The following is a 25,591-nucleotide window of genomic DNA, read 5'->3' as shown; positions in this document are numbered from 1 at the left end:
GCCCCTCCTATAATTTAAAGTTATTCCCCAAATAATGTTCCCTAGCAATTGGATTATTAGCAATTTCCTCTGGCGTACCTTCAAGCAAAATTTTCCCACTACTTAGAATATAGGCTTTATCGACAATCCCTAATGTTTCCCGCACATTATGGTCCGTTATTAAAATACCGATACCTCGTTGTTTCACATGTAAAATAATTTGCTGAATATCCGCTACCGCAATCGGATCCACCCCCGCAAAAGGTTCGTCTAACAAGATAAAATTAGGCTCTAACGCTAGACAACGAGCAATTTCTACACGACGACGCTCGCCACCTGACAATTGCATTCCCATTCGTTCCCGTACATGACCAAGATTAAATTCCTCAATCAAGGAGTCTACAATAAATTTAATTTCTTCTTTCGATTTTGTAGTTGTTTGTAACATAGCACGTATATTATCTTCTACAGACATAGAACGGAAAATCGATGCTTCCTGTGGCAAATACCCAATCCCCTCGGCAGCACGTTTATACATAGGTAATTGTGTAATATCTTTACCATCTACTGTAATAATGCCATTTGTAGGTTTTTCTATACCTACAATCATATAGAAAGAGGTTGTTTTCCCTGCACCATTGGGACCTAATAAACCTACAACCTGTCCTTTTTCAACGTGAATACTAACCCCATCTACCACATTGCGACCATTAAAGGTTTTTACTAAATTCTGTGTTTCTATATACATATATCAATCCTTATTGATTTGGGACGATGACTAATGTACTGCGTCCCCCTAATGTTTCCGCAGAATTATCGGCTAAACGAATTTTTAATTCTGGTGCATTTAATACATTGCCATTTTGAACAGCATGTGCATTACCGGATAATAATACCATTCCATCATTTTGATTGGGAGTTTGTGTATAAGTGGCACTGTCACCAGACCCAGACACATTCCGTTCAGAATTCGTAAATGTTACATCTCCTTGTGCTACTGCACGGATTTCTTTTAACCAACCTTCTACTTGATTTCCTGTTAATGTAGTACCTTCTGCAATAAGGCGAGCATTTCCAGTTACTTTACCATATTCAGTATCAGTATTGTAATCTACGGAGTCACCAAAAATTTGACGTTCTTGCCGTTGCAAATGAACAGCACCTGTCGCATTAAATTGGTTATCATTAATACTATGTACTGTTTCTGCCGACATGGCTATATCTGTTCCAATCATAGATACGCCACCTTCTAATTGAGCTTCTCTCGTTTTTGTATTATACCAACCAGTAGCCCCAGTCATAGTTTTGTCTTGTTGCGTAATAACCACATTGCCTTGTGCATCGGCACGTCCTGAATTACCATCATAAGATAATCTATCTGCACTGATTGTCAATGGATCATTATTAGCCGCCCATGCTGTTACAGATAATGTCATTAATCCAATTATTAAACTGACACCGATTCGTTGTCTTTTATTCATCATTACACCACCCTTATTTCTTGGTTAATTTTGCATTACCAACAGCACTAATTTGTTTTAATGCCATATTACCTTCTAATTTATCTCCCGTTAATATTACATCTTTGCTTTCATAAGTGAAAGCAGATTGAGATGTAAACTGCTTAGTTTTATTATCGAAATGTAATGCACTCGTTTTTAAAACCGCCTCATCAGTATTTGTAGCAGTTATACCACCATCAATATCTAAAGAACTTCTATCACCAGATAGCACAGCATGTGGTGCAGCTACAGTAGTTGTAACATTATCTTGATAAAATTGTCCTTTTAAATTTGTTAATACAACTGACTTAGAACGAGGGTCATATTCGATTTTTTCAGCTGTTAGAGCCCAAACTAATTTACCATCAGATTCTTCTTGAAGCTCAGCACCTTGAAAATTTACGAGTTGTCCAGAAATAGGTTTTTTAGTGCTTTCATCACCTGTATCTTGCATCAAATAGGCAATTAGACCTACGAGAACAAGCACAACAGCACCAACAATAGCAATCAATTTTTTATTGTTTTTCATGTGCTCTCTCCCGTATTTCTAGTTTCTCATTATAATCTACTATTTCACTCATTTTTGTCATCCATCTATGTTGGAACCAAATCCATTCATCTGGATGTTCACGAATAAAATCTTCTGTTACTCGTACACATTCTTCTGTTAGTTTATACATATCTACATCATCATCACCACTATGTTGATAATGAAGAGGTGGCAAAATATGAACAATGTGCCCCCCTTCAGGCTTACGAGATGCAAAAATAGGAACCACAGGAGAATCAAATTTTTTAGCAAATGTGGCAGGCCCTACAACAGCGGAAGAAGGTTGCCCTAGAAATGGTACAGGTAGCCCATGAATATATCCATCTTGGTCAGCTAAAAAACCAAGAAGTTTTTTCTTTTTCAATGCTTTTGCAGCAGAAACAATTTCATTGCCGCCACTAGCAAATACATCAAGGCCTACCATCTCTCTGTATTCATTCATAAAACGTGTAAACTGAGCATTCGGTTGTTTTTTTACAATCGTCGTAGATGGATAACCGTGAGCAGCAAGGGCAGCCCCCATCCATTCCCAGTTACCAACATGTCCAGTTAATACGATTACACCTTTATCTTCCTCAATAGCCTTTTCCAAGTACTCTACACCACGCATTTCAATATGCTTGTCTATGAATTGTTTTGTTAAATTAGGCATGTAAAGGATTTCCATTACACTACGACCAAGATTTTTAAACAAGCGCGCTATTAACTCTTCTGCTTGTTGGTCATTCATATTCATTCCAATTTTTATATTTTTAATGCCACGCAATTTTTGCTTTTTAGCAATGACCCCATATAAAGGGCCTAATGCGGCACCTATGAGCAAAATGAGCTTATATGGAAGACGACAAACAAGCCAACTGATACCTTTCACCAAATGGTATTGCCATTCATTATTCATTCTGCCCACCTCCTTTATTGTCCATGCTCATGAGCCTCCATAGCGTAGTCTTGAACAACAGAGTCCCACTTACCTTGAGCTTTTAAAATATATTCTACTGCATCGCGTACAGCTCCATATCCTCCATCACAGGTAGAGATAAATTGAGCTCGTTCCTTTACCTCTGGTGCCGCATTTTTAGGTGCCATAGGCAATCCTACGAGAGATAGGGCTCCTAAGTCATTTAGATCATCCCCCATATAAGCAATGGAAGATGCATCTATATTATGTTCATTGCAAAGGAATCGCAATGCTTCTGTTTTATTCTCATGTCCCATCAAAAGGGCATCAAATTTTAATTCTTTGCTACGTCGTTCCACCATAGGGGAAACACGTGCTGTTATAATGGCTAATTTAATGCCAGATTTTCTAGCTGCTGTGAGACCTAATCCATCGCGAGCAGAAAAAGATTTAATCTCCTCTCCATTTGATGTATAAATTAAGGACCCATCTGACAAAACACCATCTACATCAAGAACAATCCACTGTATATGATTCATTATACAATGCCTCGACGTAGTAAATCTGTAATATGAACGATGCCTAATGCACGTCCATTATCATCAACTACAGGTAGAACCGTAATAGGACGAGGTTGATTTTTTTCCATCATATGTAATGCTTCCGCAGCTAGTTTATCTTTTGTAATCGTCCTTGGCATACTTGTCATCATATCTTCAACAGGCCATTCTAAGAAATTACTACCAGAGTCTAATCCGCGACGTACATCACCGTCCGTAACTAACCCAATGAGACGACCTTCTTCATCGATAATATTAGTAGCACCTAATCCTTTTTCTGTCATCACGAATAGAGCGTCCCGTACAGTAGCACCTTTAAAGACAACTGGATTATCATCACTACCATGCATAATGTTTTCTACAGTTAATAACAACCGACGGCCCAAAGATCCTCCTGGATGAAAAACAGCAAAGTTTTCCGGTGTAAAGTGGTGACGTTCCAATAAACAAACAGCCAATGCATCACCTAATGCCAATGCTACAGTAGTGCTTGTAGTAGGTGCCAATCCCAATGGACACGCCTCTCTTTCTACTTGTGCCAATAGAACTACATCGGAATTTTTAGCCAATGTAGAATCAGGCTTACCTACAATACAAATTAATTTTGCACCAATGCGGCGCAAAGAGGGTAAAATGCTAATGATTTCACCTGTTTCCCCACTATTAGAAAAGGCTAAGACCACATCGTCTTCTGTAATCATACCTAAATCACCATGCACACCTTCCCCTGGATGCATGAATAATGCCGGTGTACCTGTACTGGCTAGTGTAGCTGCAATTTTTCGTCCAATATGTCCAGACTTTCCCATACCAGTACATACAACGCGGCCTTTGCAAGCAAGGATTACATTAACGGCATCTACAAAACTTTGATCTAATGTTGTGATTAATTGCTCAATGGCTTGTGCTTCTTCATGAAGCACTTGAGCCGCCTGTTCTAAAATATTCAATACTATCGCCCCTTATCGTTTCACGATTTTATCAATAGCCACTAAATCAGATAATAGTGATTCAAATTGATTTAAATACACCATATTTGGGCCATCGGATAAAGCTTCTTCTGGATTATCATGGACTTCAAAGAATAATCCATCTACTCCACTAGCAACGGCTGCACGCGCCAAATTAGGTACAAATTCCCTATTACCGCTTGATTTAGTGCCTGCTCCACCTGGCAATTGTACACTGTGTGTAGCATCAAAAATCACTGGATAATCAAAGGAACGCATAATTGGAAACGAACGCATATCTACAACGAGATTATTGTAACCAAAACTAAATCCCCGTTCAGTGAGCATTAAGTTCTCATTACCCGACTCTTTCATTTTATTAAGTACGTTTTCCATGTCTTTTGGCGCCATGAATTGACCTTTTTTTACATTTACGCATTTTCCTGTTTTAGCTGCACCGTATACTAAATCGGTTTGTCGACATAAAAAAGCAGGAATTTGAATAATATCAAGCACTTCAGCAGCTGGTTCAATTTGCTCAATGGAGTGGATATCACTCACTACAGGGACATTTAACTCTTTTTTTATAGAGCCGAGAATTCGTAAACCTTCTTCAAGGCCTGGTCCACGGAAAGAATTAAAACTAGATCGATTAGCCTTATCAAAAGAAGCTTTAAATACATAAGGCACACCTAAACGTTCACAAATCGCTTTTGCTTCTTTACCAATGGCTAATGTACGATCATAGTCTTCAATAACGCAAGGCCCAGCTAATACAAATAAGCCTTTACCTCCGCCTACTGTCATATTTCCAATTTGAACTGTTTTCATTTATTTCTCCTTTTGCTCGAATATAGCATTCACTCGAGCCAAGTCTTCTGGTGTATCAACACCGACAAATCGTTTATCTGTAACAATAACACGAATGGTATATCCATTTTCTAAAGCTCGTAATTGCTCTAGCGATTCTGTTTGTTCTGCCGCTGTTGCTTTCATCTTGGCATAGTCCAATAAAAATTGACGCTTATAAGCATAAATACCTATATGTTTTAATGGAGCATTAACAAAATCATGGCGAGGATATGGGATGAGAGAACGAGAAAAATACATGGCATCATTACGCTTATTCAGAACAACCTTAACGGAAGATGGTTCTTCATACTCATCTTCTAATAAAGGTGTTGCTACCGTAGCCATTTGTAATGTTGTATCTTCTTCAAATAAGGTAGCTAATTCATCAATCAATGTCGGTTCAATCATAGGCTCATCGCCTTGTACATTAATGATCAAATCAATATCCTTATATTGTGCAGCTACTTCAGCTAATCGATCTGTACCAGTCGGATGGTCCGCACTAGTCATTACCACTGTACCACCAAAAGAGGTAACCACATCATATACGCGTGTATCATCAGTAGCAACAATACATATAGATGGTTTCGATGCTTTTGATACTTGTTCATATACTCGTTGAATCATTGGTTTTCCTGCTATATTAGCGAGGGGTTTTCCAGGTAACCGTGTGGATCCATAACGAGCTGGAATTACACAACCGACTTTCACAATAAAACCTCTTTTCTACAAATCGTGTATCTTATTATTATACACTATATCCTTAAAGTTTCTATAAATTCATGTTTTCCAGACAAAAATTCAATACCTATAGATAGTACTATAATCGGTATATTTAAATCTTCGATTGTATGCAACTGACTTAGTTTAACTGCATCTTTCTCAGTAATCATAATAGCATCTGCCTTATGTGCAAAAGCCGCTTTCCAAATATCAACCACATCATCATTGGAAAAATCATGGTGATCCCCAAATCCCATAGTATGTACCACTTGATATCCACAAGATTCTAAAGTCTTAGTAAAAGATTGAGGATTACCAATACCACTTACAGCCATAATAGAATGTTCTTGCCCATAACCGATAGTATGCCCATCCATGCCTTGTGCCCATTCCTCCAATGTATATATGCGATTAGGTTTATGAATTGTTTCATAAATAGGTACATGTGGTAGCATAGTAGACAATCTTTTTTTGATAACCGCCACAGTACCTGGATCAACTTGATCTACTTTGGTCAGAACAATACTATTAGCTCGCTTTAAACCCTCTAAAGGTTCGCGCAATAAACCACGTGGTAACACATGATCATACCCAAATGGGTTTGATGCATCAATCAAAACAATATCTATATCCCGATGTAAGGCGCGATGTTGAAACCCATCATCCATAACGAGACAATCCGCACCGAGTTCATCGATGGCCATTTGTGCCGATATAGACCGATTACGACCAATAATAACGCTAGCTGTAGGCAAAACCTTAGCAAGAAGCCAAGCTTCATCACCGCTCTCCTCCGGTTCTACTAGGATATTACCGTGTTCTGAAATAACAATACTTTCGCTATTATCCTTAGCACGATATCCACGACTTAATACAGTGGGGTGATATCCTTTTTGACCTAATACATCACAGATAAACCGAACCATAGGGGTCTTACCTGTACCACCAGCGGTAATATTACCAACGCTAATAACAGGAATGCCAACAGAGGTCACACTAGCACCAGTGTCAAATTTTTTGTTGCGCATTGTAACGACTTTTTCATAGCCTTTGCTGAGAAATCCTAAGCTGCTTCTCGCAACAGAGCCGAGAATGGATGTATCTTCACCACTGACGATGCGTTTAAATAAGTCTTCACCATTCATGACTAACCCTCCTATGAGTGTACCAATTAAGGAATAATGTGATGGGACTCAAATAGTTGACGTAATTCTTTGGTATTACGTCTAGTAGCTCCTCGATTTTCACGAATAATATTGAGACAATTACGTCCCATTTCTTCAGCTAATTCAGGATGTTTACACAAATGTAAAACCATATCTGTTAAAGCGCTCTGGTTTTTCACTTGCACACAAGCATTACGGGAGTTAAGTAGGTTAAAAATCTCCTTAAAATTAAACATATGAGGACCTACTAGAATTGGTTTTCCATGAGCAGCAGGTTCTAAAATATTATGTCCCCCAGTTTTCACTAAAGATCCACCTACGAATATAATATCCCCTAGACTATAAAGACGACCTAATTCCCCTATCGTATCAAGAACCACTACAGGAATAGCACCATGAACCGGCTCTATCATATCACTACGACAGATAGCAGATAAGCCATACTTCTTCGCCAACGCCTGAACATCATGACCACGGTAAATTTCCCGTGGTGCAATAAGTAAACGAGCTTGAGGATATTCCTCTAACACTTGTTTAAAGGTTTCAAACACAGCATCTTCTTCCCCTTTATGAGTGCTACCAGCCACAATAATAGGGTGATTATGTCCAAACCCAAATTCATCAAGAAGCATCTGTTTTTCTTCATCAGTAACAGTAGCATATGTTTGATCATATTTCATATTACCGGTAACGGTAATTTCTTTTACATCAGCACCTAAACGACTAATATGATCCGCATCAAAACTAGATTGCATACAGAATCGTTCAATAGAACTTAACATCTCTTTTGTAAAAGCACTAATATAGCGATAGCGTTTCATACTGCGATCAGAGATACGACCATTAACCATCATAACAGGAATTTTTTCGGATTCTGCAATACGCAAAAAGTTTGGCCAAATTTCTGTTTCTACTAATAAAATGGTTATAGGTTTAATAATATGAAGGATTTTTCTTGTTAAATATGGTAAATCGAGAGGAAAAAAGATAATACCTTCTGCTTCAGGAATAATACGGTGCGCCATAGCGTGCCCCGTAGCGGTAACTACTGAAACAACAACTACTGCTTCTGGAAATTCCTTTTTTACCTCTTTCACCAACGGACTAGTAGCTACAATTTCCCCAACCGATGCGGCATGAACCCATATAGCTCGGCGTCCTTCTATTTTTTTCAATAATGATGCAGGCATATATCCTGCACTTTGTTTAATACGCTCGTAAAAACCCTCTTCAAATGCGAGACGGTATAGGATGACCGGTATGAGGCCTATCCAATAAATTATGAGCAATACGTTATATATCCAGTACATATTTATCCTTTATTGGAGAATTGAACAGAATAAAGATGATTATATAAACCTTCTTCTAAGGCCAATAATTCTTGGTGAGTCCCCTTCTCTACCAATTGACCTTGATTAAGCACAACGATTTGATGTGCATTTTGAATTGTACTTAAACGATGGGCAATGACAAAGGCTGTGCGACCTTCCATAAGACGCTCCAACGCTTCTTGCACTAATTTTTCACTTTCTGTATCCAATGCAGATGTAGCCTCGTCAAGAATAAGAATTTTTGGGTTTTTCAAAATAGCACGTGCAATAGCCACACGTTGACGTTGACCACCAGATAGAGAACTGCCCCGTTCACCAACTACAGTATGTAACCCATCTGTCATTTTATCAGTAAACTCTAACACATTAGCAGCACGCGCCGCTTCATACACTTCTTCATCAGTAGCATCTAAGCGACCATACAAGATATTTTCCTTAATAGTTGCATTAAACAGTACCGTTTCTTGTGGCACTAAGCCGATTTGATTACGCAACGATTTAAAAGTTACATCTTTAATATCTAATCCATCAATGGTAATAGAGCCACCTGTTACATCATAAAAACGAGGTAATAAATTTGCCAATGTCGTTTTACCTGCACCAGACGGACCTACTAGGGCCACGCTTTCACCAGCGTGAACAGATAAATTGAAATCCTGCAAAGCTTGTTTATCGCCGTCATAGGAGAAATGTACATGTTTAAATTCCACATCACCTTTAATATCAGGTAATACCTTAGCATTTTCTCGTTCTTTAACTTCTGTTTTAGTGTCAAGAATCTCAAATACACGATCAGCCGCAGCTAAAGCCTTTTGAATATTACCATATACTTGGCTCAAACGCTTAACAGGATTAGACAAATTAATAGCATAAATTAAGAATGCAATTAAAGAACCTGCCGTAATAGTACCAGTAACAACAGAATAGCCACCATACCAAAGAATAACAGCTACTGCAATAGCTGCAGAGAATTCTACCATAGGACTCAACAAACTAGTTAATTTTGTAGCTTTAATAACTGCATTAAAGTTGCGCTTGTTCTCTGCTTCAAACCGTTTCACTTCAAAGTCTTCACGAGCGAAGGATTTCACAACTCGAATAGCAGAAATGATTTCTTGCAATAATGCCGTAATATCAGCAATACGTCCTTGCACATCATGTCCCGCTAATCTAAGGCGTTTTCCAAAAACATTGATAATCACTAATACTACAGGCACTGTAGTAAAGGTAACTAATGTCAGTTTCCAGTCGATTAAGAACATAGATACTAAAGAACCAATTAATGTAACAGACTCGGTAATAAATGAAATTAAGTTGTCCACTACTGCCGATTGAAGCGCTGCTACGTCATTGGTGAGATTACTCATGATAACGCCAGTTTTACGACGATCAAAATAGGATAAAGATAAGCGTTGTAAATGTTTGAAAATCGCTTCTCGCACATCGATAATGACCCGTTGACCAATATAGGACATATTGTAAGTCTGTCCATAAGTAGCAAATCCACGTACTAGAAAGATAAGTACAATAGCACCTACAATGAGGTTGAGCATAAAAATATTTTTATCTTCCAATACTTCATCTACTACATTTTTGATGAGCCACGGCACCACTAAATAGGCCGCTGCAGCGATAATCATACAGATGACAGCAAATATCATTCGCTTGTAATAAGGCCTCACAAAATATAACAACCGTGAGTAACTATTCATTACTATTCTCCTTACCTAGGCTATAAATGAGTTCTGCTACGCGTTTTACCGCACCAGGTTCACCTAATTTATCTCTTACTGTGCGCAACTCTTGACGCATGTGTTCATTTTCTTTTAAATCATCTAACAGTGGTAACATATGTTCCACAATATTATCTGCAGATACATCAGATTGCAATAACTCTGGTATTACCTCTTTGCCCGCTATAATATTAGGCAACCCTACATGTGATAAATTCACCACCATTTTTCCTATTCCATAAGTAATAGGAGATACTTTATAAAGCAATATAGTTGGCAATTCCATCATCGCCGTTTCTAATGTAGCCGTACCGGATGCAGCGAGACACACATCACAAATTTGCATCAAATCATAGGTATGGTCTTCTGTAATCGTCACTGGTACGCGACGTTCTTTGATGAAAGTTTCTAACTCAAATCGGTCTATCGTATGAGCACGAGGCAAGAAAAATTGCACATCTTCATGAGATTGCAATAGTTTTTCTCCACTTTCTAGCATTACATCTAGTAAGGATAATACCTCTTGTTTACGACTCCCCGGCATAAGGAGTACCCGTTTAGCTTCTGCCCGTGCATTAAAATAAGTCATGCTTTCATCTACCGACATAGTTGGATGAACGATATCTACAAGAGGATGACCTACGAATTCTACATCACAATTATATTTACTATATGCTTCTGCTTCAAAAGGAAAAATAGATGCTACCTTGGTAACATATTTTTTTATAGTTTTGCCTCGGCTACTATGCCAAGCCCAAATAGTTGGTGCAATATAATAGAGTACAGGGATTCCCAATTGATGAGCCACCTCTGCCAGTTTCATATTAAATCCTGGATAATCGATACATACCAACACATCTGGTCGTTCCTTCATCATGATGCGTTTTAAATAAGTACGCAGTTTAAAAAACTTAGGTAATGATTTAACGATTTCAACAAGACCAATCACTCCTAAATTTTTAATATCATAGACAATACGCACACCTGCTTCGTCCATGAGGTTCCCACCCATGCCAAACATCTCTACAGAAGGATATATTTCACGAAGTGCTTTAGCTACACTAGCACCATGAGTATCGCCAGATGCTTCTCCAGCGGAAAACATGATTTTCATGATTAATCCTTTCTAGCATCTACAAATGCTTGGTTCACTGCACAGATAACGATATTATGACGGTTCGCCAATTCTAATACTTCTTGTTGCTGCACAAATATCGTTTTTTCTGCCTCCACAGCCAACACATTACAACCACTATCGATCATAGACATCAAGGTTTTAATACCTACCGCAGGTACATCAAAACGAACATCTTGGTTTGGCTTTTCTGTTTTTACTACAACAGATTCGCCACGACCTAATTCGCCACCGCGTAGAATACATTTGTCAGTTCCTTCAATAGCTTCGATAGCCATAGCCGCCTTATGTTTAACCACAACAGTTTGTCCGATGTCGAGTCCCCCCATTTGTTTTGCTAATTCAAATCCAAAGCAAATATCAGCCCATTGTTCTTCGGTGGGCTGCTTTTTAGAAAGCACACCGACCTTTGGCATGAAAGGCTTTAAATATGCTGTTTGATCTAAAACTGAAAAGCCTTCTTTTTCTAGTTCATCTACGATGGCCAACATGATGGTATCATCTTTACGATTTTTCAGGCGTCGTAAAACCCCTAATGTTTTCAAATCCGGAAAAGATAAACCTTTAAAGAGAATTTCTTTAGTTACTTTACCAAGCATAGTTAACTCAGTAACACCTTCACTTTTCAAAGTCTTGAAAATTTTACCTAATTTAGCAACTCCAATGGAATAAAATACATCTGCTTCTTGTTCTAGTATAGGATCTACATCAGGTACCACACCAATAACAACGACTTGATGTCCCAAAATATGAGCGGCACGCATGAACTCAACAGGTAAAACGCCAATACCTGCAATTAAACCTACCTTTGCCACGACTATACCTCCAATGTGGAAACCATCCACTTATATTAATTCCTTGCAATTTATATCAATTCGACTATGAATTTCTCTATATTTAGACATACTCATATACAGTATATTTTACTATAAAACAGTGTTTTTTACTATGAAAGTATGAAAATAAAACACTCTACATATTGAACAATTCAAAATGTAGAGTGTTTTATTAATCGCGACGTGTACGCATAATACCACGATCAGCATTACGCAAAAAGCGCAATAAGTTTTCAATTTCTGGGGAAGAATCCAATTGCATCTCCATTTCTTCAATAGCTCGAGATAAACTAAATCCAGAACGATAAATAATACGGAATGCTTGTTTCAAATTGCGGCGCACTTCCTCGGAAATACCTGCACGAGATAAACCTACAGAATTTAAGCCGATAACACGTGCCGGTTGACCATCTGCAATTACATATGGCGGTATATCTTGTACCACTTTCGCCATGCCACCAACCATAGCATTGCGACCAATTTTTACAAATTGATGTACACCTGCAAGTCCACCAATAACAACGCGATCTTCTACTACAGCATGACCGGCCAATCCAGCACAATTACTCATAATAACATTATTGCCAACGATACAATTATGTGCTACATGAGTACACGCTTGAAGCAAACAATTATTACCAACACGAGTTTCTTCACCTTCTCCAGTAGCTCGGCTAATCGTTACAAACTCACGGATAACAGTTTCATCACCAATATGACAATAGCTTTTTTCGCCTTTAAACTTTAAATCTTGCGGTTCTAAACCAATGGAAGCACTTGGATAAATTTCACAACGCTTACCTATGGTTGTCCACCCTCCAATGACAACATTAGCACCAATTTGTGTGCCATCTCCAATAATTACATTTTCCCCAATAACTGCACCGGGTCCTACGATAACATCTTTGCCCAATTTAGCATTCGGATGTACAATGGCTGTACTATGGATGTTGGATTCCGCATGTTCCATGCCTACAACTATCACTATAATCACTCCTTAAGTCTATTATACAAGGGCAAACATGTATTCACCGCTAGCACAAAGTTTGTCGCCTACATAAGCGCGACCTTCTACCTTGCCCATACGACCTTTTATCTTAACAATATCCACTTCCATACGAACTACATCTCCTGGTTTTACTGGATGACGGAAACGCACCTTGTCAATGCCTGTAAACATAGGTGTTAACCCTCTGTTTTCTTCTGGATATAATAATGCAATACCACCAACTTGTGCAATTGCTTCTGTTAACAATACGCCAGGCATAACAGGGTTACCAGGGAAATGACCTTGGAAGAATAATTCATTAAATGTAGCATTTTTAATGCCTACAGCACGTTTCATTGGCTCAAGTTCGATAATTCGATCTACCAAAAGCATTGGGTAACGATGTGGTAAAATTTCTAAAATATCTTCATGATTAAGAATCATTGCTGTGTCTCCCTTATTTCTTCCATTATACTACGAGCCAAGCAAGAATTTAGTTCATGGCTCGATTTTAACGCAATTACATGGCCTTCAATAGGGCCTAGTAAATATAAATCCCCTATAACATCAAGAGCTTTGTGGCGAACTAGTTCATCATCAAATCTAGGTACAGACAAACATGTTTCGTCATCATAGACTAATGCATTATCTGTATTACCGCCCTTTGCGAGACCCATAGCTTGTAATTGTTCTAATTCTTTTACAAATCCAATAGTCCGAGCTGCACTGATATGTTCCTTAAAATACTCTGGTGTTACATCGAAATCACATTGCTGTGTACCAAGTAGTGGATGAGGATTTACAGAGGTAAACGTTACACGATACCCATCATAAGGTACGATAAGTATAAATCGATGACCATCATAAATTGTATGGCTTTTCTTCACTTTGTATACTTGGCGCAAACTCTTTTGCTCTTGTATACCTGCTTGTAAAATTAAATCTACAAAAACAGCACTGCTACCATCTCCTACAGGAGGTTCAGGCGAATCCATTTCAATATAGCAGTTATCAATATTCATAGCACTGAACGCAGCTAGAACATGTTCTACAGTGAAAACCTTGGCATCACCATTTTCTAATGTAGTAGCTCGAATAGTGTTCGTCACATTATCAATGTGTGCTCGCACAGAAGGCATACCTTCGATATCCGTACGGACAAACACAATACCGGTATTATCTGGTGCCGGTTTGAAAACCATTGTTACTGGTTCTCCGCTATGAAGGCCAATCCCTTGATATGAAACAGCCTGTTTAATTGTTTGTTGTGGCTTACTCATAAGAAAGTCCTTTCATATGTAAATTCACGTTTACTATACACCATAATGTATTATACCCTATTTGCATAGCTGTTACAAGAATTTAACAGTATTTCTCGTTATGAAAGCCAAAAAAAAAAACGGCATCATATATATTTTTACAAACACATATAATGCCGTTTTATCAATTGAATCTAACTAGTGATACATCTATAGATTTAATGATACACATCTGGTGGAGTTTCAATTTTGTCCCCATAATAACGACGAGTCCATTTCCAACGGTTATGTAACCAAAACCAATCTTCTGGATATCTACGGATATAATCTTCCATAAATTCACTTAATAATGTTGTTGTAACAGCTACATCACGTTTTTTATCATCAGTCTTCTCCGCATAAATTGGTGGATGTACTACAAGTTCATGTTTACCTGAGTATGGACTATAATGCATAGTTACAAATATAATCGGTACGTCCTGCATACGTCCAAGTACAGCCGGGCCAACAGCTGTTAATGTTTCATAGCCAAAAAACGGTACTAATACACCATCATCACCAGGATCTTGATCCATAATCAAACCTAAAAATGCACCATTTTTAAGTTCTCTTACCATTTCTCTAACACCAGTCTTATATGTAACATGTTGATGCATTAATCGACGGTACTCATTAATAAATTTATCTGCATCACCCTTCTGTTTCATGGCTACCGAAATAAGTGGATAGCCTTCAGATGCAAGAACGCCACCAAGTAATTCCCAGTTACCACTATGCATAGCTGCTACAATAGCACCTTTACCATCGGCTAAAGCGTCATCTAAATACTCGCGATTGATAAATTCAATCATATCGAGATAATCACCATCTTTAATCTCTGGATATCGTAATACATCTATAATCATACGTCCAAAACGAGTAGTACTAGATTTTGCAATACGCTTCGCCTCTGTAGGATCATCTGTGATTTTACAAAATAAAATTTGCCCAATAGCTAGCCGTTTACGTTTAGGTGGCACTGCAAGCCAAGCAATTTCCCCCAACAGCGTGCCTAGTGCATATTGTATCCCATGTGGCAACATACATACGAGGGCACTTAACAACTTCATAAACCTATACATAGATGCATTAGCTCTCCTTCAGCTGTGCTTTTAAAGCGTCAATTTCTTTTTGTAACTGTTTAATCGTTTTAGTCATATCTGGCAAACGGGTTTCATAAGCAGCTAATTTTAGCCATTCTTTATGAGGACGCATTGGATAACCAGCCATAATTGCGTTTGCTGGCACATTGCCTGTAATCCCAGTCTTACCTGCAAATTTAGCATTATCGCCAATTGTAATATGACCCGTACATCCTGTTTGTCCTGCGAAGATAACATTATTGCCACACTTTGTACTACCTGCGATACCTACTTGAGCGATGAGGAAACAATTTTCACCAATTTCCACATTATGCCCAAGATGAACTAGATTATCTATTTTAGTTCCTTTTCGCACTAATGTAGATCCCATGGTAGCATTGTCGATAGTCGTACAAGAGCCTATTTCTACATCATCTTCAAGAACTACATTACCCACTTGAGGAATATGTGTATGTATACCGTCCTCAGTAGCAAAACCAAAGCCCTCTCCACCGATAACAGCTTTTGCTCGAAGTACTACACGATTACCTAATACACAATTTTCATGTACAATAGCCCCCGCATAAATATCACAATCATTACCCAAACGCGTATTATGTCCAATATACACATATGGACGAATTGTTACATTGTCACCAATAACAGCGTTATCATTAATTACGCAGTATGCACCAATGGCTACATTTTCACCAATAGATACATTTTCACCAATAATAGCGGTAGGATGAATTTCACGTGGCACCACTACTGGAGGGTGAAATAATTGCAAAATTTGAGCAAATGCAGCTTTAGCATTGTCTACGATAATTTGAGTCATAGGCGCATCATTAACTTCTTCTTCTAAAATAATAGCGCCAGCTTTACACAATCCAATATATTCTACATATTCTCCAATAGCAAAAGTAATCGCTTGCGGTACAGATTGCTCAAATCCACGTGTTTCTGTAATAACTACAGATTCATCACCTACAACGCGACCATTTACTAATGTTGCTAATTCCAGTACAGTTTTATCCACTGTTGCATTCCCCCTAAACTAATTCAGATCTATTGGGCTGACTCTTGAGGTTGAGCCTGTGCTTGAGCATCCTGACTAGCTGCTGCATTAGCTTCATTTTCAGCAGCTTTAATATCAGCATCGGATGCTTTGCCCATTTTATTGATTAAATCGTCAGTTACATCTGTGCCGCCACCAACAACAGCGCCTTTCTCGATGATAACATCAAGTTTTTTCTCTTTTACTAATTCATTAATTTGTTGTTCTTGATATTGTCTATATTCAGATGCTTTGGCATTTGAAAATGCTGTAAATTCTTGACGAGCTTGTTGAATCACTTGTTGTCTAGATGCTTCATCAGCAGCAGCAACTTTAGCTTGTAATTCTTTATCTTTTGCATTAATTTCTTTTGTAATAGCTAATCCTTTTTCAGTGCTATTAGCTACTTTCATAGAGTCTACATAACCAATATTATTATTGCCACAACCACCTAAGATTGGTAATGCTACTAACAATGTTGCACCTAATACTAAAGATTTCATTTTTTTATTCATTGATTTACTCCTTACTGAACTCGATAAGACGCTTTTATAGCATCAGTAATGTCGAGTCCTTTTATATTTCCACCATCATCGATTAAAACTAAATCTAACTGCTGTTCATTGGCAACCACACTAGCTCTCATTCGAATATCTTCTAATAAAGCATCATGAAGCGCATTTACTTCTGCTTCTTTATCAGATAAACGTTGCGCCCAGCTATCATTCCACTCCTGCGGAACAGGCAAATTATGTTTCGCCATAACTTCTTGTACCTGTGTTTGCATCATAGTATCTCGTTTTTTTACTAAATCAGCTTGAATAGTTTCAGCATATTGTTTTAATTCCGCTTCCCCTTCACGTTTCATAGGCTCTAATTCAGATTGAATTTTTTGTTGAATCTGTTCAATATCAACATTAGATGGCTTTCTCTTTTCCAACAACGCCTTTAATCGAGCTTCTTTTTCAGCCTTTTCAGCATCTGCCGCATTTTTTTGTGCTTCATCAATATAGATGCGACTATCAAAGGCATACAAATCTAATTGTAAATTTACAATCTCTAAATCGTACGCATTATGCGCCTCTTTCAACTCTGACAAATACTTAGCAGATAACTCCGCTCGTTTAGCATTTAACTTTTGGTTTAATTCTTGTTCCTTAATACCTATACGCGTTTGCAATTCTACATTGAGCGCATCTGTTAACGTATCATTTAACGCTACGTTTTTTAATTGTTCTTCTTGCAATTGTGCTTTTTGATTCAATGCCATTTGTTCCATCGAATATTGATGTTGCAATTGTGATAATTCATCTTTCGCTAATTTATAATCTTCGTAGGATGGATTCATTTCCAACACATCATCCAATCTAACCACACCTATAGAAGGGCCATTGTTTTGATGATTGGTAACAAAGCGATAAGCACCGAACATCGCTATTAATGCAACTAGCAAGAAAGCGATTAACCCTATATATGTTTTATCTAATTTCATACAGGTTACCTTTATTGACGCCTAATAATACATCATTTTGCATCAGAAGCCAGTTTTTTAAGCACTTGGTCTGTAATATCAACACCACCATACAATACGGTATCTTTCGTCATGACAACGCTCAAACCTTTTGCCTCACCTACGGATTTAGCAGCGTCCATCGTTTTTTCACGTACTTCTTTTGCCATTTCCATATCTTTATTTTGTAATGTAGTACTTGTTTCATCTGCAATTTTTTGTTTTGTTGCATCGTCTTGTGCAGCATCAATTTTAGTTTGTGCTTCCGTAGTCAATTGATTACGGTATGCTGTATAATCACTGGCAGCTTTAAGAAAAACTGGGTTTTCTTGAGACATCATGCGAGATGTATCTACAACACCTATATTACTTGCGGCACTAACGCCAGGCGTTGCCATTTGAGTATACGCTAATGCACCAATACCAATAATAAACACCGCAGCAATAACAATAGAGAATATCTTCACATTCGTCTTGTTATTCATCATTCTCATCATAATTAAATTTCCTCATTTCTGAAATTATAGATTTTGACAATACATAATAGTTTCATATGTTTATACATAAACTATTTTTGTACTGCCCTTAATAGAGATATTGGTGAAAGCATCCTCTGAGAAGGAGCTTTCACCATAATACATATCAATATTAGAATTGTGTACCAAAGCTAAAGTGGAATTTATTTTCGTCCTTACCAACACCATAATCAAGTTTTACTGGACCAATAGGTGTAGTGACACGGACGCCGGCACCAACGCCATAGTTAAAGGATTTTTTACTATCATACCATGTAACATTAGGCGCATCCCAAGCATCACCGATATCAGCGAATAAAACACCAGTGACTTTTTTAACTAATGGGAATCGGAATTCCAAAGTAGCATTATACATTTTTTTACCGCGGAATTGGTCATCTTCATAACCACGTAAAGAGTCTGCACCACCTAAAGTGAACAATTGGCTATATGGTGCATCACCTTGGATAAAACCTGCACGAGCACGGAATGCCAAGACATTTTTAGCACCTATTTTTTTATACATCCGCGTTTCAGCAGTAAATTTATAGAAATCAAAATCACCGCCTAAGCCATGACCTGCCCATTGTGCAGTATAAGAAATACGACGACCACGAGTTGGTTCATAAATATTGTCACGGGAATCATATACTTTTTGCCATGTAGCAGAATTAATACGTCCAAAGTTGTTTTCTACATAGTTATCATCGGCAAAATTATAGCTGCCATTATCCCAACGATTACCTGCCCCAGCATTTCTGTCATATCGGTATCCTGAACTGTCATCATCATCCCATTTATATTCATCTTTACGAGACTCTAGGGTTAAATAATCACGAGTATATTCTCCTGTTTGGCGTCCAAAAGAAATGTTAAATCCACGAGATTTTTTATTATATTCTGCCACTTCAGAACCATTTTCATTGTAATCAGTGTATTCATCTTCGCGATTAAAGTATGAAAAACCAAGGGAAGTCCCTTTACTATCAATCCAAGGTTTCAAATAAGATACTTGATAATTTTTGTAATTATCTTTACCTCCGATTTCCCAATGTACTTTAAATTTATCACCTGTACCTCGGAAATTTTCTTCCCCAAATTCGATAATACCCACCAAGCCATCAGATTTAGAGTAGCCTGCACCTAAGGTAACAGTACCTGTTTTATGTTCTAACACATCGACTTCGATAATAACATTATTAGGATTTTCATTGCCTGGTAACATTCTTACATTTACATCATCAAAGAAACCTAAGTTATATACCCGTTCTACAGATCGACGAACCAAGAACTTGTTAAACGGTTTACCTTTCTTTTGTACAAATTCCCGAGTGATAACCTTATCGCGAGTCTTTTTATTTCCTGCAGGGATGATATCTTCTACTACACCCTCTACTACGCGAATATGGAGAATACCATTATCATCTACTGCCACGCCATCTACGTGAGCCAACATATATCCATCGCGCGCATATGCAGCATTAATACCTTGAATTTTTTGTCCCACATAGACAGAGTTTAGCACTTGATCTTGTGGTAGAGCCATATAATTAGTTAATACTTCTGATGTATAAACAGTATTACCTTCAAATGTAACACCATGCACAACTGGATTAACGACTACTGCAAAATCTAATTTTACACCTTCTGGAACGGTAGTAAAAATTGGGTTAACTTCAGAAAAATAACCTGTATTACCTAAATTTTGCACATCTTTAAGTATATTATCAACGGCAACTACATCGCCTACCTTCTCAGTAAGAATCGGCATTAATTGTACCGCTTGTGCTTCAGATACACCAGAAATAGAGATGCCAGAAATTGTTTTACCAACAAACGGATTTACTGTTTCTGCATTAACAGATGTTACATATTGTGCCTCAATAGATGTAACAGTTTGTGTTTGACCATTTTCCGCAGCTTTGTCCAAATCTGTACCACCAGTAGTTTTGGAAATCATTTTAACTTGATTGTCATCTGTTTTTAATGCTGCATTATTAACGGTTACTGTACCATCAGAACCTTGTACAACAGTACCATCTTGAGATAATGCAGTATCCCCACGAGCAGCTAATATTGCCGCATCAGTTTCATCAGCAGCATTAGTTACAACTGTATTTTGTTCATTATACAGATTTGTTTCTGTGCGCACATCTCGTCTAGTAGCCATATCAGTACTAGTCACTATATTCATATCTGGAGTATAGCCTGCTTGTATTTCTGCAGCAAATACACTGCCAGTCCCCATAATGGTAGTCAATACTGACGCTGCCAGCATACTTTTATAGGCTTTCTTTGTTAACATAAATTCCTCCTAAAATCTATCCCTCTTAAAGAGTGTTAAATCTTTATTATTATAGCATATAATACTGGGAATGAGTACTACTTTAAATCAATTTTATAAAATCAAAATGACTATAACGAAGACAAATATAAGTATCTCCGTTATAGTCATAACATTAAAATTCGCGTGTCCAACGACCACCTAAATATGTATTCCCTTTAGAAGTATGCCAACTTGTCAATTTCAAATTTCTCTTTACAGAATACTCTACACCATATTTAGTTTGGCTATTATTAATTCCTTGTGTATAAGTGATCATCGTTCTAGGCAAGATATATTTACCTATTTCAATATTATAATGGCCTGCTGTATCATGGTTGGTCGGTTCATCAGGATCGATAGATCCAGTTGTTATATTAACACGATCAAGTCCCAAAGTATTTTGCAATGCATCTTGAACATACCCGAACGCAAACATCTGCACGCCAGCAACTGCTATAGCATTTGCATCTTCATTAGAAATGGAGCTACTATTAGTTGATGTACCTCTACCAAAGGTTAGCATAGAAATAATTTGTTTTCTTGATAGTTGCGGATCAGATTTAAGTGTTAAATTCATTTGATCCACAGTACCATTGACACCAATCATTATCGTATAATTATTAGTCGTCGTTTCCGCATCTAATTGAAGTCGTGGTAAATACGAACCATTTACAAAATTAGCCGTTCCTTTTGTAATAGCGAATGTATGACTTAAGTATTTAAAAGTACCATTATCCACATTAAACTGACCACGAGCTTCCGGATAAAATACAGACCCACCAAAATGTACATCGCCACCAATGGTCATATCGTATAAAGTTCTATCATAAAGCCGTACATTTTTGCCAGCATGTACAGTAACATCCATACCAAGATTTTTAGTACTTTCACTACTTTCATAGGAAAGCGGAATCTTAAGTTTCATATCCTCTAGATCAATATGACCCATCAATGTAGGAATTCCATCTCTATCAGCAATATATAGTTCACCTTTTAGAGGACCTGATACATATTCATTAGCTAAATCAATACCTTCTAACTGAGCTGCCATCCGATAATTAGTCATTATATGACCTTCCCAATTAACCTTAGCAGCAAGACCTGCAGTCCCCTTACCCATTATAAAACGAGATTGGAAATCGCCTTGTTGTCCTGAAAAAATAAGGTCTGCATCGATATTATTTATTGGGTTTCCAATTTTATCAATGCTAATCATTCCATTTCGGATAGATACAGTGCCATACGCCTCTGGTTGATCAATGGTTCCTGTAATATGAACAAGCCCTTTTAATTGTCCAGTCGCATCCTTTACTGATGATAACATCAATGGAAGTACGGCCATATCAGCATCATTAAAGTCTATGGTCATATCCATAGCTTTGCTATCATTAGCATCTAAATAACCAGATGTATAAATAGCTGCCAATGGGATTTTACCATAAGCACTTAGTTTGTAAACTCCTTTATCACCTTGAATACGTTGGATATTAATTACACGATTTTCCATTGTTGCCAACATAAATGCTTGATCAATGGAAACACCATTAAATGAACCATCTACAAGACTAGCAGATAATTCAATTTTAGGATTTTGTGTTTTCCCCGTCATATTTACAACACCTGTAACCGAACCGGTAGCATTAATATCCTTACCAATCAATGGGATGAATTGTTTCACATCTACATTGCGAAGAGCAACTTGTATATCTGAATCGCCATCTAAATCCATAGATCCCCCTGCAGCAATAATCCCATCACCAACAGGTAGTTTCATCGTTTTAACGGTTATTTTACGGTTTTCTAATCCTGCATCTACCTCTGCATCCCCAACAACTTGTTTATCAATAGTCACATCTTTTACGGTACCTACGACATGCACGCTAGGATTATCACGGGTACCAGCAATATCCATAGCGCCATTTAAGGATCCATCTAGATTTGGCACTGATTTTCCTAAAAGTTCAAGTAAGTTATTAACACGACCGCCCTGTACATCTAAGGAGCCAAATAAACGATGATCCCCGACTAAGGACATGCCTCCTTTTGCCTTATAATGACCGCCATTTTCTTCATCAAAAGAAAGGTTCTCGGAATTTATGACCGCCGAGTCAATATATAGCATACCAAATAAATTAGAAATAGTTTCACCATTTATGGTAAGCGCTTTCGAATTAATCACACCATAAAATCGAGGGTCATTTACATTTCCTTGAATTCGACCCTTAGCCGATACATACCCATCTACATCGTAATCAGTATTAATAAGCAATCGTTTTACATCGATATCATCGCCTACAAAATCAATGTCAAGCTTATCCCTAGATGCCGTACCACTACCAGTTATTGTGGCACCATAACCTTTGATGCTAATAGAGGATAATCTTAGCTCTTGATTATCTACGGTATAAGACGCACGAGCATCACTGATGAGCTTGCCATATAGCGAACCATCATATAAATGTGATTCTCCCACAATACGAGGATTCTCCACAGTACCAGTAATTTTATTATGTGTTTCAAACCAACCTGTAATAGGCACATCAGTGAACGGTCTAATTAAATTCTCAATCCTCGTAGCTGTCGCATTGAGTTCTAATTCTAAAGATTTAGTATCTAACCCAAAGGTACCATCCATAGCATAGTTGCCATTACCATCACTAATACGACCATTATTTATAGCCAATACACGATTTGCAACTTCAAAATCAGCGTTAATAGAATTGAAATGTGCACCACCATAGTGAAGCTCTCCACTAGCGATAGAACCGACTATATTCGGATTATCTATAGCCCCTTTTATAGTAGCAGTTGCATTTATATAACCATCAATATCAGCACCTACCAAATTTTTAAAGTTCGATACATCTAGTAAATTGCCAGATACTGATAAATCCAAATCAGAATCTAGTAAGGTACCATAACCACTGAAAGTACCTGTTCCCACAGCGCCATTGAGGGCCACATTTGTGGCATTTCCATCATAATCAAATGTTCCCTGTACAGTATCGATGGTAACACCACGTACAGATACAGTATCAGCTACAATAGATCCTTGTAAGGCAGTAACGGTATTATTCTTACCTACCGCTTTAACAGAACCATTTAAAATGCCCGCCATCGGTTCAGGTAATCCTGCACTAGCAGCTGCTACATTCACATTATGCATCGTCATAGAAACATCAAAATCACTTGAATCGATGCGATATCGCCCCTCGCCTTTGATATGACCATCGCCAATAAATGCTGTACCTTGTTTTAACGTAACCACACCATCAGTGTACATCACATCCGCTTCGGCATTATCAATAAAATAACCATTGTACCCAAGACCACTACTTTTAACAGAAGCAATAACCAAAGGGTTTACACTAGTGCCTCCTATATGAGCACGACCACCTACAGTACCTGTTATCATTTGTTCTGTAAAAGCACCTATATCAGCAGAATCAACTACTACATTAAGATTCAAACCAACATCATCCGATTCAATATCAACTAAACCATTAGTTTTTACAGTTTGATTATTAACGAGAAATGCACTACGAGAAATCAATATATGTTTATCTTGTAAAAATACACGGCCATTACCATTGGCTAAAGAAACTTTTTTATTACCGTATAAAACATTCCCTGCCACATCTTCAAACTGTACGCTACCCGCTAAGGAATATATACCATCGCGAGATGTAACCTGAATCCTAGCATCTTTTAAAATACCTGTAGAAAATGTTACATTTTTATTTACAGGTAGTAACTCGATAAATGGCGCCACATTTAGTTGATTAGCCGAAACAAAGATGTCAAAGTTATCTTTCTTGTTCATATCAATAGAGCCATTGGCATTAAACGATTGATTATCTAACGCCCCTGATATAGTTCCTTTAGAAATCGTATCTACATCGATAGATAATACACCATCAAGGTTTGTTATGGCATGTGTATTGCCATTTTGCCATTGCAATTTAGCAGTCCCATTATGTACTATCACATCGCCATTAAAGGATTTTTTAGAACTATCTTGACTCGATTTAATCAAGGTTGTTACGTTCCAAGTACCATCGGGCATCTGCCATATATGCACATCTGGGGCATCTAAATCAACAGTACCTATAATCCCAACACCACTCGTATTCCCCCATACAATAGAAGGTATAGACGATAAGTTTAAGGATACAGATGCATTCGGGACAGTAGCAACTAAATGCTCATCCGAGTCACGAATAACAAGATTTTGCAAATGCACATCACCATTCCAGCCAACAGATAGCGAATCGTATTGAACACTGCCATTAAGGGATGTATGTAATTGTTCTTGTACAATAGGTGCTACGTATTGGTTAGCTATAGGATTAACAGCACCTACTGAAATACCTAATAAAGCAGCACAAACTAAGCACCATTTCTTTCGCATCATGGAGCACTCCAGATTACAAAATAACCACATTATATATGTATAATTTTACCATAAACCAGACATTAACAATAGGTATATATTATATTTTATAAAGCCTTTTTCTGCCACCTTTACAGTATTTTCTTTGAAATAGAACATTAATATGTATAATATAATTACAAAAAACGACGTCCTATACTGGACGTC

At 37.6% G+C, this 25,591-nt stretch carries 23 protein-coding genes; all 23 read right to left on the bottom strand.

Going from position 1 to position 25,591, the window contains the following annotated elements; genetic code table 11:
- Positions 1-7: 7 nt before the first annotated feature.
- The 23 genes from lptB to EO120_RS04940 all read right to left on the bottom strand — a co-directional run bounded on the left by lptB (position 8) and on the right by EO120_RS04940 (position 25,405).
- On the bottom strand, positions 8-727 hold the full coding sequence (gene lptB / locus EO120_RS05050) for an LPS export ABC transporter ATP-binding protein (protein ID WP_127134388.1): 720 nt from the start codon (positions 725-727) through the stop codon (positions 8-10).
- Between the two features lie 10 nt (positions 728-737).
- A complete protein-coding gene (locus EO120_RS05045; RefSeq protein ID WP_407833144.1) occupies positions 738-1,463 on the bottom strand; it encodes an LptA/OstA family protein in 726 nt (241 codons plus the stop codon).
- A gap of 10 nt (positions 1,464-1,473) precedes the next feature.
- Complete coding sequence (gene lptC / locus EO120_RS05040; protein WP_127134387.1) at positions 1,474-2,010, bottom strand: LPS export ABC transporter periplasmic protein LptC; 537 nt, start codon at positions 2,008-2,010, stop codon at positions 1,474-1,476.
- Positions 1,997-2,929, bottom strand: a complete 933-nt coding sequence (locus EO120_RS05035; protein ID WP_127134386.1) for a lysophospholipid acyltransferase family protein — start codon at positions 2,927-2,929, stop codon at positions 1,997-1,999. Before EO120_RS05035 ends, lptC begins: the two co-directional genes overlap by 14 nt.
- A gap of 14 nt (positions 2,930-2,943) precedes the next feature.
- A complete protein-coding gene (locus EO120_RS05030) occupies positions 2,944-3,468 on the bottom strand; it encodes a KdsC family phosphatase (RefSeq protein ID WP_127134385.1) in 525 nt (174 codons plus the stop codon).
- Positions 3,468-4,439 carry a KpsF/GutQ family sugar-phosphate isomerase gene (locus EO120_RS05025; protein ID WP_127134384.1) on the bottom strand — a complete coding sequence of 324 codons (972 nt, stop codon included), beginning with the start codon at positions 4,437-4,439 and terminating at the stop codon, positions 3,468-3,470. Before EO120_RS05025 ends, EO120_RS05030 begins: the two co-directional genes overlap by 1 nt.
- Before the next feature lie 12 nt (positions 4,440-4,451).
- A complete protein-coding gene (gene kdsA / locus EO120_RS05020) occupies positions 4,452-5,270 on the bottom strand; it encodes a 3-deoxy-8-phosphooctulonate synthase (protein WP_127134383.1) in 819 nt (272 codons plus the stop codon).
- Positions 5,271-6,002, bottom strand: a complete 732-nt coding sequence (gene kdsB, locus EO120_RS05015; RefSeq protein ID WP_127134382.1) for a 3-deoxy-manno-octulosonate cytidylyltransferase — start codon at positions 6,000-6,002, stop codon at positions 5,271-5,273.
- Between the two features lie 44 nt (positions 6,003-6,046).
- Positions 6,047-7,159, bottom strand: a complete 1,113-nt coding sequence (gene lpxK / locus EO120_RS05010) for a tetraacyldisaccharide 4'-kinase (protein WP_127134381.1) — start codon at positions 7,157-7,159, stop codon at positions 6,047-6,049.
- Between the two features lie 26 nt (positions 7,160-7,185).
- Positions 7,186-8,490: a 3-deoxy-D-manno-octulosonic acid transferase gene (locus tag EO120_RS05005; RefSeq protein WP_127134380.1), complete on the bottom strand. Its 1,305-nt coding sequence runs from the start codon at positions 8,488-8,490 to the stop codon at positions 7,186-7,188.
- 2 nt (positions 8,491-8,492) lie between these two features.
- The gene (gene msbA, locus EO120_RS05000; protein ID WP_127134379.1) at positions 8,493-10,223 is read right to left on the bottom strand and encodes a lipid A export permease/ATP-binding protein MsbA; all 1,731 of its coding nucleotides are present in this window, start codon (positions 10,221-10,223) and stop codon (positions 8,493-8,495) included.
- Positions 10,216-11,358, bottom strand: coding sequence for a lipid-A-disaccharide synthase (gene lpxB, locus EO120_RS04995; RefSeq protein ID WP_127134378.1), 1,143 nt, complete (start codon positions 11,356-11,358; stop codon positions 10,216-10,218). The genes msbA and lpxB overlap by 8 nt, the downstream gene beginning before the upstream one ends.
- 2 nt (positions 11,359-11,360) lie before the next feature.
- Positions 11,361-12,194: an LpxI family protein gene (locus tag EO120_RS04990; protein ID WP_127134377.1), complete on the bottom strand. Its 834-nt coding sequence runs from the start codon at positions 12,192-12,194 to the stop codon at positions 11,361-11,363.
- 193 nt (positions 12,195-12,387) lie between these two features.
- Positions 12,388-13,200, bottom strand: coding sequence for an acyl-ACP--UDP-N-acetylglucosamine O-acyltransferase (gene lpxA / locus EO120_RS04985; RefSeq protein WP_127134376.1), 813 nt, complete (start codon positions 13,198-13,200; stop codon positions 12,388-12,390).
- 21 nt (positions 13,201-13,221) lie between these two features.
- The gene (gene fabZ, locus EO120_RS04980; protein WP_005376579.1) at positions 13,222-13,647 is read right to left on the bottom strand and encodes a 3-hydroxyacyl-ACP dehydratase FabZ; all 426 of its coding nucleotides are present in this window, start codon (positions 13,645-13,647) and stop codon (positions 13,222-13,224) included.
- Positions 13,644-14,483, bottom strand: a complete 840-nt coding sequence (gene lpxC / locus EO120_RS04975; RefSeq protein ID WP_127134375.1) for a UDP-3-O-acyl-N-acetylglucosamine deacetylase — start codon at positions 14,481-14,483, stop codon at positions 13,644-13,646. The genes fabZ and lpxC overlap by 4 nt, the downstream gene beginning before the upstream one ends.
- A gap of 197 nt (positions 14,484-14,680) precedes the next feature.
- Positions 14,681-15,583, bottom strand: coding sequence for a lysophospholipid acyltransferase family protein (locus EO120_RS04970; protein WP_127134374.1), 903 nt, complete (start codon positions 15,581-15,583; stop codon positions 14,681-14,683).
- A gap of 7 nt (positions 15,584-15,590) precedes the next feature.
- Complete coding sequence (gene lpxD / locus EO120_RS04965) at positions 15,591-16,622, bottom strand: UDP-3-O-(3-hydroxymyristoyl)glucosamine N-acyltransferase (RefSeq protein ID WP_127134373.1); 1,032 nt, start codon at positions 16,620-16,622, stop codon at positions 15,591-15,593.
- Positions 16,623-16,651: 29 nt separating this feature from the next.
- On the bottom strand, positions 16,652-17,155 hold the full coding sequence (locus tag EO120_RS04960; protein WP_127134372.1) for an OmpH/Skp family outer membrane protein: 504 nt from the start codon (positions 17,153-17,155) through the stop codon (positions 16,652-16,654).
- Positions 17,156-17,166: 11 nt separating this feature from the next.
- A complete protein-coding gene (locus EO120_RS04955) occupies positions 17,167-18,132 on the bottom strand; it encodes a coiled-coil domain-containing protein (RefSeq protein WP_127134371.1) in 966 nt (321 codons plus the stop codon).
- Between the two features lie 32 nt (positions 18,133-18,164).
- Entirely contained in the window at positions 18,165-18,647 is a 483-nt protein-coding gene (locus EO120_RS04950) for an OmpH/Skp family outer membrane protein (protein ID WP_127134370.1), read from the bottom strand.
- A 151-nt stretch (positions 18,648-18,798) separates the two neighbouring features.
- Positions 18,799-20,970: a BamA/OMP85 family outer membrane protein gene (locus tag EO120_RS04945; RefSeq protein WP_127134369.1), complete on the bottom strand. Its 2,172-nt coding sequence runs from the start codon at positions 20,968-20,970 to the stop codon at positions 18,799-18,801.
- 154 nt (positions 20,971-21,124) lie between these two features.
- Complete coding sequence (locus tag EO120_RS04940) at positions 21,125-25,405, bottom strand: translocation/assembly module TamB domain-containing protein (protein ID WP_127134368.1); 4,281 nt, start codon at positions 25,403-25,405, stop codon at positions 21,125-21,127.
- Between the last annotated feature and the right edge of the window lie 186 nt (positions 25,406-25,591).

Source organism: Veillonella caviae (genome assembly GCF_003992125.1).
Taxonomy (GTDB): domain Bacteria; phylum Bacillota; class Negativicutes; order Veillonellales; family Veillonellaceae; genus Veillonella; species Veillonella caviae.
This window is presented reverse-complemented; position numbering and strand designations above follow the sequence as displayed.